This is a genomic window from Pseudomonas extremorientalis, assembly GCF_024584605.1.
In the GTDB taxonomy this organism is placed as follows: Bacteria; Pseudomonadota; Gammaproteobacteria; order Pseudomonadales; family Pseudomonadaceae; genus Aquipseudomonas; species Aquipseudomonas extremorientalis.
Genome location: NZ_CP089519.1, coordinates 1,600,208 through 1,614,691 on the forward strand (window position 1 = coordinate 1,600,208; position 14,484 = coordinate 1,614,691).

Annotated in this window: 16 protein-coding genes; 11 read left to right on the forward strand and 5 right to left on the reverse strand. The window is 61.3% G+C overall.

The window, feature by feature from the left end; translation table 11 throughout:
* Positions 1 to 166: 166 nt before the first annotated feature.
* Complete coding sequence (locus LUU92_RS07025) at positions 167 to 508, forward strand: aspartate-semialdehyde dehydrogenase (protein WP_092241258.1); 342 nt, start codon at positions 167 to 169, stop codon at positions 506 to 508.
* Here LUU92_RS07025 and LUU92_RS07030 read toward each other — a convergent pair.
* The 3 genes from LUU92_RS07030 to LUU92_RS07040 form a co-directional block, all read right to left on the reverse strand.
* Positions 505 to 1,686, reverse strand: coding sequence for an aminotransferase class V-fold PLP-dependent enzyme (locus LUU92_RS07030; protein ID WP_071488860.1), 1,182 nt, complete (start codon positions 1,684 to 1,686; stop codon positions 505 to 507). The two genes, LUU92_RS07025 and LUU92_RS07030, sit on opposite strands and share 4 nt — an antisense overlap.
* Positions 1,683 to 2,153 carry a RidA family protein gene (locus tag LUU92_RS07035; RefSeq protein WP_071488861.1) on the reverse strand — a complete coding sequence of 157 codons (471 nt, stop codon included), beginning with the start codon at positions 2,151 to 2,153 and terminating at the stop codon, positions 1,683 to 1,685. The genes LUU92_RS07030 and LUU92_RS07035 overlap by 4 nt, the downstream gene beginning before the upstream one ends.
* 90 nt (positions 2,154 to 2,243) lie before the next feature.
* A complete protein-coding gene (locus LUU92_RS07040) occupies positions 2,244 to 3,110 on the reverse strand; it encodes a LysR substrate-binding domain-containing protein (RefSeq protein WP_071488862.1) in 867 nt (288 codons plus the stop codon).
* Positions 3,111 to 3,240: 130 nt separating this feature from the next.
* On the opposite strand from LUU92_RS07040, the gene LUU92_RS07045 reads away from it, so the two are divergent.
* The gene (locus LUU92_RS07045) at positions 3,241 to 3,402 is read left to right on the forward strand and encodes a hypothetical protein (RefSeq protein ID WP_092241264.1); all 162 of its coding nucleotides are present in this window, start codon (positions 3,241 to 3,243) and stop codon (positions 3,400 to 3,402) included.
* A 143-nt stretch (positions 3,403 to 3,545) separates the two neighbouring features.
* Entirely contained in the window at positions 3,546 to 3,662 is a 117-nt protein-coding gene (gene ccoM / locus LUU92_RS29000; protein ID WP_010212341.1) for a cytochrome c oxidase subunit CcoM, read from the forward strand.
* A gap of 140 nt (positions 3,663 to 3,802) precedes the next feature.
* On the opposite strand, the gene LUU92_RS07050 is transcribed toward ccoM, so the two are convergent.
* Positions 3,803 to 5,278 (reverse strand): inorganic phosphate transporter, encoded by a 1,476-nt coding sequence (locus LUU92_RS07050; RefSeq protein WP_092241266.1) that lies wholly within the window; start codon positions 5,276 to 5,278, stop codon positions 3,803 to 3,805.
* Positions 5,279 to 5,592: 314 nt separating this feature from the next.
* On the reverse strand, positions 5,593 to 5,793 hold the full coding sequence (locus tag LUU92_RS07055; protein ID WP_003189295.1) for a hypothetical protein: 201 nt from the start codon (positions 5,791 to 5,793) through the stop codon (positions 5,593 to 5,595).
* A 559-nt stretch (positions 5,794 to 6,352) separates the two neighbouring features.
* Between LUU92_RS07055 and pcaR the strand changes: the two genes are divergently transcribed.
* From pcaR to LUU92_RS07095, 8 genes are all read left to right on the forward strand, one after another.
* Positions 6,353 to 7,195, forward strand: a complete 843-nt coding sequence (gene pcaR / locus LUU92_RS07060) for a pca regulon transcriptional regulator PcaR (RefSeq protein WP_071488865.1) — start codon at positions 6,353 to 6,355, stop codon at positions 7,193 to 7,195.
* Between the two features lie 144 nt (positions 7,196 to 7,339).
* Positions 7,340 to 8,680, forward strand: coding sequence for a 4-hydroxybenzoate transporter PcaK (gene pcaK / locus LUU92_RS07065; protein ID WP_257103343.1), 1,341 nt, complete (start codon positions 7,340 to 7,342; stop codon positions 8,678 to 8,680).
* A 193-nt stretch (positions 8,681 to 8,873) separates the two neighbouring features.
* Positions 8,874 to 9,731 carry a CoA transferase subunit A gene (locus tag LUU92_RS07070; RefSeq protein ID WP_092241270.1) on the forward strand — a complete coding sequence of 286 codons (858 nt, stop codon included), beginning with the start codon at positions 8,874 to 8,876 and terminating at the stop codon, positions 9,729 to 9,731.
* Positions 9,731 to 10,510, forward strand: coding sequence for a CoA-transferase subunit beta (locus LUU92_RS07075; protein ID WP_092241272.1), 780 nt, complete (start codon positions 9,731 to 9,733; stop codon positions 10,508 to 10,510). Before LUU92_RS07070 ends, LUU92_RS07075 begins: the two co-directional genes overlap by 1 nt.
* Positions 10,507 to 11,709 (forward strand): 3-oxoadipyl-CoA thiolase, encoded by a 1,203-nt coding sequence (gene pcaF / locus LUU92_RS07080; RefSeq protein ID WP_170856036.1) that lies wholly within the window; start codon positions 10,507 to 10,509, stop codon positions 11,707 to 11,709. The genes LUU92_RS07075 and pcaF overlap by 4 nt, the downstream gene beginning before the upstream one ends.
* Positions 11,710 to 11,726: 17 nt before the next feature.
* Positions 11,727 to 12,431, forward strand: a complete 705-nt coding sequence (pcaH, locus tag LUU92_RS07085; protein WP_092241276.1) for a protocatechuate 3,4-dioxygenase subunit beta — start codon at positions 11,727 to 11,729, stop codon at positions 12,429 to 12,431.
* 1 nt (position 12,432) lies between these two features.
* Entirely contained in the window at positions 12,433 to 12,999 is a 567-nt protein-coding gene (gene pcaG / locus LUU92_RS07090) for a protocatechuate 3,4-dioxygenase subunit alpha (RefSeq protein ID WP_071488870.1), read from the forward strand.
* Between the two features lie 188 nt (positions 13,000 to 13,187).
* Positions 13,188 to 14,483, forward strand: coding sequence for an MFS family transporter (locus LUU92_RS07095; protein ID WP_071488871.1), 1,296 nt, complete (start codon positions 13,188 to 13,190; stop codon positions 14,481 to 14,483).
* Position 14,484 lies beyond the last annotated feature (1 nt).

Genomic DNA, 14,484 nt, shown 5'->3' on the forward strand with positions numbered 1-14,484 from the left:
ACGCCCAAGGACTCTGACAAAAACTACTCCGTTTGCGTGGGGGGCCGGAAACCGAATCGACGGGTGGCGGGCACTTGGGAGTGTCGACTGGGTCACAGGTTGGCGAGCCTGTGCTCAAGTCACCCTGCAACCCGCCGACAGCCTGTTGATCAGGAGAATAATCACTATGCTTCCACCCATGCTGCCCGTCAGCGTTGTGCCGGTCACGTCACAACTCGATCCGGTGCGCCAGAAGCCGGACATCCCGCCCGTGGTGCCCGTCCAGCCGGGCTCCAACGAGAGCACCATCGACCTGAAAAAAGGCGATGCCGAGACGTCGACCTTTTTGCTGCGCGAAGAACAGCGCCGCCAGCAGGAACAGCAGAGACGCCGGCGTGAAGCCGATGAAGACCCGGAGCAGCACCTGGCCATTCCGGGCGATTTGTTGAATGCCGACAACACCGTGCCAGTGGCGCCGCTGATCGAAGATGCACCGCGCCAGGGCCTTTGGGTGGACGTCGAGGTTTAGTCGCGCAACTCGCGCAGAGCCGCTATCAGCAGCTCGATATCATGCTCGTTGTTGAGCGGGCTCACCGAGATCCGCGCCACGCTCTCCAGGCCACGCGCCTGCATATCCAGCGGGGTGTAGGCCACGCCGTTGGCGCCGATATTGATGCGTTTCAAGCCCAGGCGCCGCTTGAGTTCAAAGGCATCCCAGCCGGCGAGGTTGAAGGCGATCAAGCCGGATTGGCAAGTGCCCAGGTCATGCAGGGTAACGCCCGCAATCCCACGCAACGCTTCACGGATTTGCGCGCTGGTCTGCGAAACCCTCTCCCAGGCGCGCTCGATGCCCAGCCGATTCATCTCCTGCAGCGCATTGCCCAGCCCGGCCAGCAAGGCGAAGGATGCCTCGCTGGTTTCAAAGCGCCGTGCGTCATTGCGCAGGTCGAAACCCTGGGCGGTCCAGGGCGCCGAAAACACATCGCGTTGGGCCGGGTTCAGGCGCCCGAGGAAATCCGGCCGCACATACAACAGCGCCGTCCCGCGTGGACCGCGCAGATGCTTTCTTCCGGCGGACTTGAGCACATCGCACTGCAATGCTTGTACGTCCACCGGCACCTGGCCGACGGCCTGGCCGGCGTCGATGAAGTAGGGGATGGCGTGACGCCTGGCCAGGTCACCGATGGCCTGGGCGGGGTTGATCAGGCCGCCGTTGGCCGGGAGCCACGTAAGGTCGATCAGCTTCACCCTGGCATCGAGCATCGACTCCAACGCCACCGGGCAGACCGCGCCGCTTGCATCGCAGGGGATGACTTCCACGCGGGCACCCGCTTGCACCGCCAGTTCCATGCTGGCCAGGTTGCCGCCCCATTCGTGACGGCCTACCAGAATGCGGTCGCCGGGTTGCCAGGGTCCCAGGGCCTGGAACGCCAGGCTCCAGGCGGTCGAACCACTGCTGGCAAACGCGATGGATGAGGCGGGAGCGTTGAGCAGTTGTGCGGCGGCGCGGCGGGCTCTTTCCACCAGCACGGCGCCATGTTCGCCGGCTTCCATCGGGCCGTCGCGAGCCTCCCGTTGCAGTTGTTCGAAGATCGCGTCGAGGGTTGCCTGGCTGGGCAGCGAGGCGCCGGCATGGTTGAAGTGCACGATGCCGGACTGGCAGCCGGGCGTGTCATCCCGCAGGTGCTGGACTTCAAGCGGGCTCATGGGTGCAGCTCGAAAATCGCATCAACCTCCACGGCCACACCGGCCGGCAGGCTGGACACGCCGACGGCGGTGCGCACATGTCGGCCTTTTTCGCCAAGCGCATTGACCAGCAGGTTGGAGGCACCGTTGGCCACCACGCTCTGTTGCGTGAAGTCGCCGCTGCTGGCGATGAATACTCCCAGGCGCACGGTGCGCACCAGGCGCGACAGGTCATCGCCAAGGGCATTGCTCAACTGCCCCAGCAGGCCCAGCGCAGCGAGTTCCGCTGCTTGTGCACCTTCTGCATCGCTGAGGGACTCGCCCAACCGGCCCACATAGGCGGGTTTACCATCCACCAGTGGGATTTGCCCGGAGACGAACAGGTGATTCTGGCTGACCACGTGGTTGATGTAGTTGGCGATCGGCTGGCTGGGGGTTGGCAGCGTGAGGCCAAGGGCTTGCACGCGTTGGCGGAGGGAGTCGCTCATGATGAATCCTCTTGGGTCGGGAGGCTTCAGCATGTTGGCTGTATCGAGGCGCGACAAACGGATAGATCTCACGCGATGTATCGAAAAAACTCACGTATCGGTGCAGGCTTCCCTCAGCCATTGGCTGAAACACGCGGCGGCTTCGTTGGTGGTGCCTTGAGGTGCGATCAACCAGTAGCCGATGTCGCTGTGATAGGGCGGCCAATCGAAGGCTTCCACCAGGCTGCCGTCCTGCAGCCTGCGTTCGATCAGGCGATGACGGCCCATGGCGATGCCCTGGCCGGCCACGGCGGCTTCGACCACGATGTTGTAGTCGTGCAGCATTACGCGGGGGTGGTGACCGAGGTCGACCTGATAGTGCTCGGACCAGTCGGTCCATTCAAAGGGGCGGTGCGAAGTGGCCATCAGCAATGGGCTGTCTTGCGTTGCCTTGAACGTCGGGCTGCACACCGGCGAGATGATTTCCGGCATCAGTCGCGTGGCCTGCACATCGGGCCAGTCGCCTTTGCCATAACGGATGGCCAGGTCGACCTCGGCACCTGCCACGTCTGCCAATTGAATGGCCGGCAACAATTCCACTTGGATATGTGGGTAGCGATTGAGGAAGCCTGCCAGGCGGGGCGCCAGCCACAGGGTCGCGAAGGAGGCCAGCAAGCCGATGCGCAGCACGGTGGCGCTGGGGGTGACCCGCTGGGCGCGTGTGGCGGCGGCGATGGCATCGAGGGCTGGGCGGATTTCGTCGTAGTACTGTTGGCCGTCGGTGGTCAGATCGATCGCACGGGTGCGTCGGATAAACAAGGGTTTGCCCAGGTGCTGCTCAAGCTTTTGCACCTGATGGCTCAGCGCGCTCTGGGTCACTGACAACTCGCTGGCGGCCTTGATAAAACTCAAGTGCCGCGCCACGGCTTCGAAGGCGCGCAGCGCCAGCAGCGGCGGAAGGTCCTTGTGCAGTGCCACCTGGGTGAATCTCCTGGTTCGGGAAAACAGCGATTTTGTGCGATGACCTGCCTTTTGTCGCCCGCTGATTTGCCGTTGAGCGGGGGAGGCCGCATTATTGGGCCACTCCCTCCACGACGTAAGCCAAGCCATGAGTGAAGACGACAAGCTGATCGACCTGAATGCCGAGCGCGCCAAGCGCGTTCACGACCTCAATGACAAACGCCTGAATGAAGTCCGCCAGGCATTTGAACAGGCAATGCCACTCGGCAAAGTTAAAAAGAAATCGAAGAACAAGCCAAAAAAGCGTTGAAAGTACCTGCATCCATTGATGCAGGTCAGTTAGTGCCCTTCTTTACGCCCCGTCGCGGGCGACATTGATCCCCGTCAATTTTCCAATCCGCCTTCTCCATTAACTTAGCCCTATCGCAACAGGGCAAGCGCAGGAGGCCGGTCATGTTTATCGATAATGTGGTGTTCGCCGGAGTGCTGACGGTAAGCCTGATGGTGATGTTTTTTGTAGGGTTTGGAATTTTTATCTGGAAAGACGCGAACAAGCGGAAAAAACCATAGTTTTTCCAGGTTACATGAGCACGCAAGGCATTTTGGGCGACTTCGGTCGCCCTTTTTTTTGCGCCTGAATTAACGCAATAGTGATCATAAAAAAAGGTGCGTCCCTCGCGGATCGCACCTTTTTTATCGCAGGCGGCTTATCAGCTGCCCAGCGCCTTGGAAGCCAACCAGAACAACCCGGCCGACAGGGCCACGGTTGCCGGCAGGGTCAGTACCCAGGCCATCAGGATGGTCTTCACGGTGCCGCCCTGCAGGCCGCTTTTGTTGGCGACCATGGTGCCGGCCACGCCCGACGACAGCACGTGGGTAGTCGACACCGGCAACGCGAAGATGTTGGCAAAGCCAATCATGGTCGCGGTGGTGATCTGTGCCGACATGCCCTGGGCATAGGTCATGCCTTGCTTGCCGATCTTCTCGCCGATGGTCAGTACCACACGCTTCCAGCCCACCATGGTGCCCAGGCCCAAGGCCAGTGCGACGGCAAGGATCACCCAGAACGGGGCGTATTCGGTAGTGGCGGTCAGGTCTTTGCGCAGTTTGTCGAGGTCGGATTTCTCACGGGCATCCAGGCCTGGCAGCTTGCCGACTTTCTTCGCGGTGTCGTCCAGGCAGAGCAGGTAGCGGCGCACTTCAATACGCTGGTCCGCCGTCAGCGCGTGATAGTCGGACACGCCTTTGAGTGTGTCGACCAGCGCGTTGATGGTCGGCTCGGTCTGCTGTGGATTGCACTGGAACTTGCCTGGCAGGTCGTTCTGCACGCTTTTGCCCAGGGCCAGGAACTCGCCGAGCGTGGCGTTGTTACGCTGGTAGAACTGGCTCAAATGCACGGTGGCGTCGCGGGTCCGTTCGATCTGGTAGGTGGTGCTGCCCAGGTCGAGCACGAACTGCGCCGGCACGATACCGATCAGCACCAGCATGATCAGGCCGATACCCTTCTGGCCGTCGTTGGAGCCGTGCACGAAACTCACGGCCATGGCGGAAATCACCAGCACCAGGCGGTTCCAGAACGGCGGGTGTTTCTTGTCATCGAGCTTGCGGCGCTGGTCCGGGGTCTTGTGCATCTTGGACAGCGGACGCCACCACTTCAGGCCGATCAGCACCAGGGCTGCAACCAGGAAGCCGGCCATCGGCGAGAACACCAGCGAAGCGCCGATATCCACGGCTTTCTGCCAGTTCACACCGTCAGCCAGGGGAATGTCGTTGATCAGGGCATTGGCCAGGCCGACCCCGAGGATCGAGCCGATCAGGGTGTGGGAGCTGGAGGCCGGGATACCGAAGTACCAGGTGCCCAGGTTCCAGGTGATCGCTGCCGCCAATAAAGAGAAGACCATCGCCAGGCCATGGCCGGTGTTCACATTGATCAGCAACTCCACCGGCAGCAAGTGCACGATGGCGTAGGCGACACCGACACCACCGAGCAATACGCCGAGGAAGTTGAACACCCCGGAGAAGAACACGGCCAGGTGCGGCGGCATGGCTTTGGTATAGATGACTGTGGCCACCGCGTTAGCGGTGTCATGAAAGCCATTGATGAACTCGAAGGCGAGGACAAAGGCCAGGGCGAGCAACAGGCTCACGAGAACCCAAGCATCCAGTCCGCTGAATAAATCGATCATGAAGGTTTTCTGACCCGGTCGTAAGGGGGCGCGATTATGCCAGAAAACCTCAGTAATCGATGCACTAGCTGCTCATCGGTATCAATCTTCCCTGAAAAAAATCCCGAAAAAGGCGCGCATCCCAGGGTTTTCGGGGCTTGGGCAAGTCTTTGATTTATATGGCAGAGGGCGCCAGAAGCGGGGGATTGTCACAAAAACGTCACGACTGAAACATTTGTATGAAATTTTACCGTTCTTGTTAGGGTGCAAGATTTCTGGGTGATGGCTAAGCGCCATCAACCTGGGCCAAAACCTTGAGGCTCGAACCGAATCGCCTAGGGCTCTTCGGTTTTGAGTTCCTGTTCAATCTTTTGGATTTCCTGTGCAAATGCCTGGTCAAGCAGGCTGGCGCGCTTGCGCCATGGTTTGCGTTCAGGTTCAGGCTGGGCGGCGTAGGTGGTGACTTCCCCGCCGTAAACGTCCTTGTAACGTTGCTCCTGGCGCTCAAGTTCCGCGCGCAGTTCATCTTTCGTCACATCATTACCTAATTAAGTTGAGTGTCAATACGTTGCAGCGTTATGCCGGAATGCGCCCTCAGGGTGTTTCAAGTCGAACCGCCATAGCGTTCAAGTTTGAAACAGACATGGGTGAACACTGCTAGTGCCGTCATTCAAGGCAGATAGTTGCTATCGACGATGCACGGCCTGTGCATCATGTGCCCAGCTCCTATGCCGATAATGAAACCGGGTGGACCAGTACACAGGGTGCATTATAGCGGCGCATTTGAATAACACTATCGGTATAAAGTTAAAAACCGTCAACTTTGTATGAGTGTTTTGTTACACGCGCCTATTGGTTATTGCACACATTCGGGTGTCATGAATCCATCCAAACTTCAAACGTTAATAAGAGACCTCTGGTTTTTTTTCAATCCGCCGTGGGTGAAGGGGGAGGTTGCGAGCAAATTGCGATAATCGAATGGTCGTCCGATAATCGCACAATGTTGTCGGCCCTGCCTTGTACATCTCGGCTGACGCAGCTTGTAATAGTGGCCAATCCTCCCCTGCGGTTGACAATAAGACAAAGGATCCCGACATGAACGATCAATTGCGCAACTCTTTCGCGTCAGTGGCGCCGCCGATCGTTGCGTCCCCGGCCAAGCGTATCCAGGCGTTTACCGGTGATCCGGACTTCATGACCTCCCTGGCCCGTGGCCTGGCCGTGGTGCAGGCGTTCCAGGAGCGCAAGCGCCACCTCACCATCGCCCAGATCAGCCACCGCACCGAAATCCCCCGCGCCGCCGTGCGCCGTTGCCTGCACACCTTGATCAAGCTCGGCTACGCCACTACCGATGGGCGTACCTATTCGCTGTTGCCCAAAGTCCTGACCCTGGGCCATGCCTACCTGTCCTCCACACCACTGGCGGTGTCGGCCCAGCCTTATCTGGACCGCATGAGCGAGCAACTCCACGAAGCCTGCAACATGGCGACCCTCGAAGGCGACGACATTCTCTACATCGCCCGTTCGGCCACCACCCAGCGCCTGATTTCGGTGGACCTGTCGGTGGGCGGACGGCTGCCGGCCTACTGCACCTCCATGGGCCGCATCTTGCTCGCGGCGCTGGATGACGCCTCGCTGCAGGATTACCTCGACCACGCCGACCTGCAGACCAAGACCAGCCGCACCCTGACCACGCCCGCCGCGCTGTTCGACTGCCTGCAACAGGTGCGTCAGCAAGGCTGGTGCATTGTCGACCAGGAACTGGAGCAGGGCCTGCGCTCGATCGCGGTGCCGGTGTATGACGCCTCGGGCCAGGTGCTGGCTGCGCTGAACGTCAGCACCCACGCCGGCCGTGTCAGCCGCAGCGAGCTGGAACAGCGCTTCCTGCCGAGCATGCTCAGTGCCAGCCGCGAGTTGAGTGCGCAGCTGTTTGCCTAAGCTGTTCGGTGACCGCACAGATCCCGGTTGGGTCGATTGCGCTGTTTTCCCTGGCTTATTACTGTGCGACAGCGCTCCAGGGAGCGCTCAATAATAACGACGACCCAAGGTCGTCAGCCCGCCATCGGTGTGGAAATAAAAACAATGAATCAGCCCTCTGTCGGTACTTCCTTGGACGTGCAGTCCTTCATCAACACCCAGCCACTGTCCCGTTACCAGTGGCGCGTGGTGATCCTGTGTTTCCTGATTGTTTTCCTCGATGGCCTCGACACTGCCGCCATGGGCTTTATCGCGCCGGCGCTGTCCCAGGATTGGGGCATCGACCGCGCCAGCCTCGGTCCGGTGATGAGCGCCGCGTTGATCGGCATGGTCTTCGGCGCACTCGGCTCCGGCCCACTGGCGGATCGCTTCGGGCGCAAAGTGGTGCTGGTAGGCGCGGTGCTGGTGTTTGGTGTGTTCAGCCTGGCGTCGGCCTACAGCAGCAACGTCGATCAACTGCTGGTGCTGCGCTTCCTGACCGGGCTCGGCCTGGGCGCCGGCATGCCGAATGCCACCACGCTGCTGTCCGAATACACCCCTGAGCGCCACAAGTCGTTGCTGGTGACCAGCATGTTCTGTGGCTTCAACCTGGGCATGGCCGGTGGCGGGTTTATCTCGGCCAAGCTGATCCCGGCGTTCGGTTGGCACAGCCTGCTGCTGATCGGCGGCATCCTGCCGTTGATCCTGGCGCTGGTGTTGCTGGTATGGCTGCCGGAATCGGCGCGCTACCTGGTGGTGCGCAATCGGGGTACGGACAAGGTGCGCAAAACCTTGTCGCCCATTGAGCCGAACATCGTCGCCCAAGCCAGCAATTTCAGTGTGCCCGAGCAAAAAACCGTCAAGGCGCGCAACGTGTTTGCGGTGATCTTCTCCGGCACCTACAGCGCCGGTACGTTGTTGCTGTGGCTCACCTACTTCATGGGCCTGGTGATCGTGTACCTGCTCACCAGTTGGCTGCCGACCCTGATGCGCGACAGCGGCGCGAGCATGGAGCAGGCCGCGTTTATCGGCGCGTTGTTCCAGTTCGGTGGTGTGTTGAGCGCGGTGGGCGTGGGCTGGGCGATGGACCGGTTCAATCCACACAAGGTCATCGGCACGTTCTACCTGCTGGCCGGGGTGTTTGCCTACGCGGTAGGGCAGAGCCTGGGCAATATCACCTTACTGGCGACCCTGGTGCTGATTGCCGGGATGTGTGTCAACGGTGCGCAATCGGCGATGCCGTCCCTGGCCGCACGTTTCTACCCCACTCAAGGCCGTGCCACGGGTGTGTCGTGGATGCTCGGCATCGGCCGTTTCGGCGCGATCCTCGGCGCGTGGATGGGTGCGACCTTGCTGGGCCTGGGCTGGAACTTCGAGCAAGTGCTCACCGCCCTGGTGATCCCCGCCGCATTGGCCACCACGGCCGTGGTGATCAAAGGCATGGTCAGCCATGCCGACGCCACCTGAGGCCTGTGGGAGGGGGCAAGCCCACTCCCACAGTTATCGAGTTTTGCCTAATACTTAGCCAAGCAACAATCCGTTCGATAATCGAACGCTGAGTCGATTATCGGATTGTTTGGCCCATTTCCCCGGCTTAATCTTCAAGCACTTCGGCGCCACCTCAGCGCCTTTTTCGATCCACACCGGGAGCCCGAACCCCATGGCTGAAATCCTCGCGCTGCGTGACGCGGTGAAGCAATTTGTGAACGACGGCGACACCGTCGCCCTCGAAGGCTTTACCCATCTGATCCCTACGGCAGCGGGTCATGAAATCATTCGTCAGGGCAAGAAAGACCTGACGCTGGTGCGTATGACGCCTGACCTGATCTACGACCAGTTGATCGGCGCCGGCTGTGCCCGCAAGTTGATTTTCTCCTGGGGCGGCAACCCCGGCGTGGGTTCCCTGCATCGCTTGCGCGACGCGGTCGAGAAGCAATGGCCGCAACCGCTGGAAATCGAAGAACACAGCCACGCCGACCTGGCCAATGCCTACGTCGCCGGTGCGTCGGGCCTGCCATTTGCGGTGTTGCGTGCCTACGCCGGTTCCGACCTGCCCAAGGTCAACCCGCTGATCAAGACCGTGACCTGCCCATTCACCGGCGAAGTGCTGGCGGCGGTGCCGTCGGTGCGACCGGACGTCACCGTGATCCACGCGCAAAAAGCCGACCGCAAGGGCAATGTGCTGCTGTGGGGCATCCTCGGTGTGCAGAAGGAAGCGGCCCTGGCGGCCAAGCGCTGCATCGTCACCGTCGAAGAAATCGTCGATGACCTGAATGCACCGATGAACAGCTGCGTCTTGCCGACCTGGGCCCTGACGGCGGTGTGCCATGTACCTGGTGGCGCGCACCCGTCCTACGCTCATGGTTACAACGAGCGCGATAACCGCTTCTACCAGGCGTGGGACCCGATCGCCCGCGACCGCGGGACCTTTACCGCTTGGATCAACGAATACATCCACGGCACCGCCGATTTCACCGAATTCCAGGCCAGGCTGGCCACCGCGCAGGAGGCCAAGTAATGGCTTACTCGACCAATGAAATGATGACCGTTGCCGCCGCGCGCCGCCTCAAGAACGGCTCCGTGTGCTTCGTTGGCATCGGCTTGCCGTCCAAGGCGGCCAACCTGGCGCGACTGACGTCGTCGCCAGATGTGGTGCTGATCTACGAGTCCGGCCCGATTGGCGCCAAGCCATCGGTACTGCCACTGTCCATCGGTGATGGCGAACTGGCGGAAACCGCCGACACCGTGGTACCGACCGGCGAGATCTTCCGCTACTGGCTGCAGGGCGGGCGCATCGACGTGGGCTTCCTCGGTGCCGCCCAGGTCGACCGCTTCGGCAACATCAACACCACCGTGGTGGGTGACTACCACCAGCCCAAAGTGCGCCTGCCGGGTGCCGGTGGCGCGCCGGAGATCGCCGGTTCGGCCAAGAGCGTGCTGATCATCCTCAAGCAGTCGGCGCGTTCGTTTGTCGACCAGCTGGACTTCATCACCTCGGTCGGCCACGGCGAAGGCGGCGACTCGCGCAAGCGCCTGGGCCTGCCGGGCGCAGGGCCTGTAGGGATCATTACCGACCTGTGCATCATGGAGCCGGAAGCCGGTACAAATGAGTTCGTAGTCACCGCGCTGCATCCGGGCGTGACCCGCGAGCAAGTGGTGGCCGCCACCGGTTGGGCGATTCGGTTTGCCGAGCAGGTCGACACCACCGCCGAACCCACTGATGTAGAGCTGACCGCCCTGCGTGACCTTGAAGCACGCACCGCGGCCGCCCATGGCCAAGCACCGGGAGAAGCCTGATGCGCGATGTATTTATCTGTGACGCCATTCGTACCCCCATCGGCCGTTTTGGCGGTGGCCTGTCCACCGTGCGGGCTGATGACCTGGCGGCGCTGCCGATCAAGGCCTTGATCGAGCGCAACCCGTCGGTGGATTGGACGGCAGTCGATGAGGTCTTCCTCGGCTGCGCCAACCAGGCCGGTGAAGACAACCGCAACGTGGCGCGCATGGCGCTGTTGCTGGCGGGGTTGCCGGAAAGCATTCCGGGCGTGACCCTCAACCGTTTGTGCGCCTCGGGGATGGACGCGATTGGCACCGCTTTCCGTGCAATTGCCAGCGGCGAAATGGAGCTGGCGATTGCCGGTGGCGTCGAGTCGATGTCCCGCGCGCCGTTCGTGATGGGTAAGGCCGACGCGGCGTTCTCGCGCAACATGAAGCTGGAAGACACCACCATCGGCTGGCGTTTTATCAACCCGTTGATGAAAGAGCAGTACGGCGTGGATGCGATGCCACAGACCGCCGATAACGTCGCCGACGATTACAAGGTCTCCCGTGCCGACCAGGACGCCTTTGCCCTGCGCAGCCAGCAACGCACTGCCGCCGCGCAAGCCGCCGGTTTCTTCGCCGAAGAAATCGTGCCGGTGCGGGTCGCCCATAAAAAAGGCGAAACCGTGGTAGAGCAGGACGAGCATCCACGGGACACCACCCTGGAAGCCCTGGCCAAACTCAAGCCAGTCAATGGTCCTGACAAAACGGTTACCGCCGGCAATGCATCGGGTGTGAATGACGGTGCGGCGGCGCTGATCCTGGCTTCCGCCGAAGCGGTCAAGAAACATGGCCTGACCGCTCGCGCTCGCGTATTGGGCATGGCCAGCGCTGGTGTCGCGCCACGGGTGATGGGCATCGGCCCGGTGCCGGCCGTGCGCAAACTGGTCGAGCGCCTTGGCTTGGCCGTCACCGACTTTGACGTGATCGAACTCAACGAGGCCTTCGCCAGCCAAGGCCTGGCCGTCTTGCGTGAGCTGGGCATTGCCGACGACGCACCCCAGGTCAATCCGAACGGCGGCGCCATTGCCCTTGGCCATCCGCTGGGCATGAGCGGCGCGCGGCTGGTGCTGACGGCGTTGCATCAGCTTGAAAAAACCGGCGGCCGCAAAGGCCTGGCGACCATGTGCGTGGGCGTCGGTCAAGGCCTGGCCCTGGCGATTGAACGCATCTAACAAGAGAGGATTGCTCCATGAGTGACAAGCCCGGATACCGGCGCCCGCAAGCGGGCACTCAACCGGATTACCTGCACCCGGCCTACCAGTCGACGAACCTGCGTTCGCCGTCGCAGCCTTTGGTGTTCCTGCCCCATTCCTTGTCGGAAATCACCGGCCCGACCATCGGCGCCGAGCGGGTCAACCCGAAGGACAACGACCTCACCGCCCAGCATGAAGGCGAGCCCCAAGGCGAACGCATCATCATTCACGGCCGCGTGCTCGACGAAAACGGCCTGCCGGTGCCGGGCATCCTCGTGGAGATCTGGCAGGCCAACGCCGCCGGCCGCTACAACCACAAGCGCGACCTGCACGATGCGCCCCTGGACCCGAACTTCACCGGCACCGGCCGCACGGTCACCGACGCCGACGGCTGGTACCAGTTCCAGACCATCAAGCCCGGCGCGTATCCCTGGGGCAACCACCACAACGCGTGGCGCCCGGCGCATGTCCACTTTTCGCTGTTCGGCCCGAGCGTGCTGACGCGCCTGGTCACGCAGATGTATTTCCCCGGCGACCCGCTGCTGGAATACGACCCGATCTACAACTGCGTGCCGGACACCTCGGCCAAGGAACGTTTGATCGCCCGTTTCGACCTGGAAAAAACCATTCCTTCCTATGCCCTCGGCTACCGCTGGGACATTGTCCTGCGCGGCCGCGACGCCACGCCGATGGAGAAATGAGATGACACTCAATGCGACCACGTCCCACACCGTCGGGCCGTATTACCACATCGGCCTGACCTGGCTGAACCGCGAAGACCTCACCGTGGCTGCCACCCTTGGCGAGCGCGTGGCGATCAGCGGGCAGGTGGTGGATGGCAATGGTGATGTCGTCAACGACGCCATGCTCGAAGTCTGGCAGGCCAATGCCGCCGGCAAGTACGATCACCCGGAAGATGAGCAGGACAAGGCACTGGACCCGAACTTCGAAGGGTTCGGCCGGGTGCCGGTGGATGCCGAAGGGCGGTTCCGCTTTACCACCATCAAGCCGGGCGCCGTACCGGGACTGAAAGGCACCACCCAGGCGCCGCACCTGGTGGTGCTGGTGTTTGCCCGTGGGTTGGTGAAGCACTTGCTCACGCGGATTTATTTCGAGGGCGAGGCGCTGAATGGGGAGGACCCGTTGCTGGCGTGTGTGCCAGCAGAGCGTCGCAGTACCTTGATCGCCCGGCAGGATGCGGCGGGGGTGTATCAGTGGAATGTGATTCTGCAGGGGACGGAAAAGGAAACGGTGTTCTTCGATTATTGAGTGGTTTTTCAGGGCCTCATCGGGGGCAAGCCCCCTCCCACATTTGATAGGCGGTGCGGTCAACATGTGGGAGGGGGCTTGCCCCCGATGGGGCCGGTTCAGGCACCACCTACCCAAAAGTCTTCTTGCGGAACATGGTTGTTGCAAAGTATGTCTAGGCTATAACCGTTCCCACTGAGTGAAACCACATGACAACAACAACGAGTCACTACACCGGAGAAGAACGCAGCAAACGGATTTTTGCGATTGTCGGGGCATCCTCCGGCAACCTCGTCGAATGGTTCGACTTCTACGTCTACGCCTTCTGTGCCATTTACTTTGCCCCGGCGTTTTTCCCGTCGGATAACCCGACCGTCCAGTTGGTCAATACGGCGGGGGTATTCGCCGCCGGTTTCCTGATGCGCCCCATCGGCGGCTGGCTGTTTGGCCGAGTGGCTGACAAGCATGGCCGTAAGAACTCAATGATGATTTCGGTGCTGATGATGTGCGCCGGCTCCCTGGTCATCGCCTTTTTGCCGACCTACAACGATATCGGCGTCTGGGCGCCGATCCTGCTGCTGATTGCGCGACTGTTCCAAGGCTTGTCCGTGGGTGGCGAGTACGGCACTACCGCGACTTACATGAGTGAGGTGGCTCTCAAGGGCCAGCGCGGGTTCTTCGCGTCCTTCCAGTACGTGACCCTCATCGGCGGCCAGTTGCTGGCGGTGCTGGTGGTGGTGATCCTGCAACAGTTCCTTACCGAAGAAGAGTTGCGCGCCTGGGGCTGGCGGATTCCGTTCGTGATCGGCGCCATTGCGGCGGTGATCTCCCTGTTGCTGCGGCGCACGTTGAAAGAAACCACCAGCAAGGAAACCCGCGAAGACAAGGACGCCGGCAGCATTGCCGCACTGTTTCGCGATCACAAGGCCGCGTTCATCACGGTGCTGGGTTACACCGCCGGCGGCTCGCTGATTTTCTATACCTTCACCACCTACATGCAGAAGTACCTGGTAAACACGGTGGGCATGCACGCCAAGACGTCCAGCTACATCATGACCGGTGCGTTGTTCCTCTACATGTGCATGCAGCCGGTGTTCGGCATGTTGGCGGACAAGATCGGCCGGCGTAACTCGATGTTGTGGTTTGCGGGCCTCGGCACGCTGTTCACCGTGCCCATCCTGCTGACCCTGAAAACCGTCAGCAGCCCGTTCCTGGCCTTTGTGCTGATTACTCTGGCCCTGGCGATTGTCAGCTTCTACACCTCCATCAGTGGCCTGGTCAAAGCGGAGATGTTCCCGCCTCAGGTGCGTGCCTTGGGCGTGGGCCTGGCCTATGCGGTGGCCAATGCGATTTTCGGCGGCTCGGCGGAATTCGTCGCCCTGAGCCTGAAATCCGTCGGCATGGAGAACAGTTTCTATTGGTATGTGACGGCGATGATGGCCATCGCTTTCCTGTTCAGCCTGCGTCTGCCGAAACAGGCGGCGTACCTGCACCACGATCTATAAG

Coding starts and splice junctions, on each gene's coding strand:
- LUU92_RS07095 (WP_071488871.1), top strand. CDS start 13,188: ATGACAACAACAACGAGTCACTACACCGGAGAAGAACGCAGCAAACGG.
- LUU92_RS07045 (WP_092241264.1), top strand. CDS start 3,241: ATGAGTGAAGACGACAAGCTGATCGACCTGAATGCCGAGCGCGCCAAG.
- ccoM (WP_010212341.1), top strand. CDS start 3,546: ATGTTTATCGATAATGTGGTGTTCGCCGGAGTGCTGACGGTAAGCCTG.
- LUU92_RS07030 (WP_071488860.1), bottom strand. CDS start 1,686: ATGAGCCCGCTTGAAGTCCAGCACCTGCGGGATGACACGCCCGGCTGC.
- LUU92_RS07075 (WP_092241272.1), top strand. CDS start 9,731: ATGGCTTACTCGACCAATGAAATGATGACCGTTGCCGCCGCGCGCCGC.
- LUU92_RS07070 (WP_092241270.1), top strand. CDS start 8,874: ATGGCTGAAATCCTCGCGCTGCGTGACGCGGTGAAGCAATTTGTGAAC.
- LUU92_RS07035 (WP_071488861.1), bottom strand. CDS start 2,153: ATGAGCGACTCCCTCCGCCAACGCGTGCAAGCCCTTGGCCTCACGCTG.
- pcaK (WP_257103343.1), top strand. CDS start 7,340: ATGAATCAGCCCTCTGTCGGTACTTCCTTGGACGTGCAGTCCTTCATC.
- LUU92_RS07025 (WP_092241258.1), top strand. CDS start 167: ATGCTTCCACCCATGCTGCCCGTCAGCGTTGTGCCGGTCACGTCACAA.
- pcaH (WP_092241276.1), top strand. CDS start 11,727: ATGAGTGACAAGCCCGGATACCGGCGCCCGCAAGCGGGCACTCAACCG.
- pcaG (WP_071488870.1), top strand. CDS start 12,433: ATGACACTCAATGCGACCACGTCCCACACCGTCGGGCCGTATTACCAC.
- LUU92_RS07050 (WP_092241266.1), bottom strand. CDS start 5,278: ATGATCGATTTATTCAGCGGACTGGATGCTTGGGTTCTCGTGAGCCTG.
- pcaR (WP_071488865.1), top strand. CDS start 6,353: ATGAACGATCAATTGCGCAACTCTTTCGCGTCAGTGGCGCCGCCGATC.